The organism is Hymenobacter ruber, from assembly GCF_054783255.1.
On sequence record NZ_BAAGQX010000006.1, the window covers coordinates 1 to 1,409 of the forward strand.

At 56.1% G+C, this 1,409-nt stretch carries 1 rRNA gene; it reads right to left on the reverse strand.

Going from position 1 to position 1,409, the window contains the following annotated elements:
- A 16S ribosomal RNA gene (locus ACYVM5_RS21720) occupies positions 1 to 1,409 on the reverse strand; the annotation flags it as partial.

Genomic DNA, 1,409 nt, shown 5'->3' on the forward strand with positions numbered 1-1,409 from the left:
ATTACCTGTTCTACCCTAACCGGCTTCGTTGCGGAGCACCGGCTTCAGGTCTACCAGACTTTCATGGCTTGACGGGCGGTGTGTACAAGGCCCGGGAACGTATTCACCGCGTCATTGCTGATACGCGATTACTAGTGATTCCAGCTTCACGGAGTCGAGTTGCAGACTCCGATCCGAACTGAGAACGGCTTTTCGGGATTGGCGCACCATCGCTGGTTGGCAACCCGCTGTACCGTCCATTGTAGCACGTGTGTAGCCCTAGGCGTAAGGGCCATGATGACCTGACGTCGTCCCCGCCTTCCTCACTGCTTGCGCAGGCAGTCTGACTAGAGTCCCCGGCATTATCCGCTGGCAACTAATCATAGGGGTTGCGCTCGTTGCGGGACTTAACCCAACACCTCACGGCACGAGCTGACGACGGCCATGCAGCACCTTGCTTTGTGTCCCGAAGGAAAGCCTCATCTCTGAGGCGGTCACGCGCATTCTAGCCTAGGTAAGGTTCCTCGCGTATCATCGAATTAAACCACATGCTCCACCACTTGTGCGGGCCCCCGTCAATTCTTTTGAGTTTCACCCTTGCGGGCGTACTCCCCAGGTGGGATACTTAACGCTTTCGCTAAGCCAGTGACCGTCTATCGCCACCAGCGAGTATCCATCGTTTACGGCGTGGACTACCAGGGTATCTAATCCTGTTCGCTCCCCACGCTTTCGTGCCTCAGCGTCAGTTACAGTCTAGGCAGCTGCCTTCGCAATCGGGGTTCTGGATGCTATCTATGCATTTCACCGCTACAGCATCCATTCCGCCACCCTCGTCTGTACTCAAGCGCGCCAGTTTCCAGGGCAGTTCCGTTGTTGAGCAACGGGCTTTCACCCCAGACTTAACGCGCCGCCTACGCACCCTTTAAACCCAATAAATCCGGACAACGCTTGCACCCTCCGTATTACCGCGGCTGCTGGCACGGAGTTAGCCGGTGCTTATTCACCAGGTACCGTCAGTAGAGCGCGCACGCCCTTTTTTCTTCCCTGGCAAAAGCAGTTTACGACTCAGAAAGCCTTCATCCTGCACGCGGCATGGCTGGGTCAGGCTCTCGCCCATTGCCCAATATTCCCTACTGCTGCCTCCCGTAGGAGTCGGGCCCGTATCTCAGTGCCCGTGTGGGGGACCAGCCTCTCAGCTCCCCTAGCCATCGTCGCCTTGGTGAGCCGTTACCTCCCCAACTAGCTAATGGCACGCAGCCCCATCCGAATCCAATAAATCTTTAACAATTGAACGATGCCGTTCTGTTGTTTTATGCGGTATTAATCCGCCTTTCGGCGGGCTATCCCCCAGATTCGGGTAGGTTGGCTACGCGTTACGCACCCGTGCGCCACTATCAGTATTGCTACTGACCGTTCGACTTGCATGTATT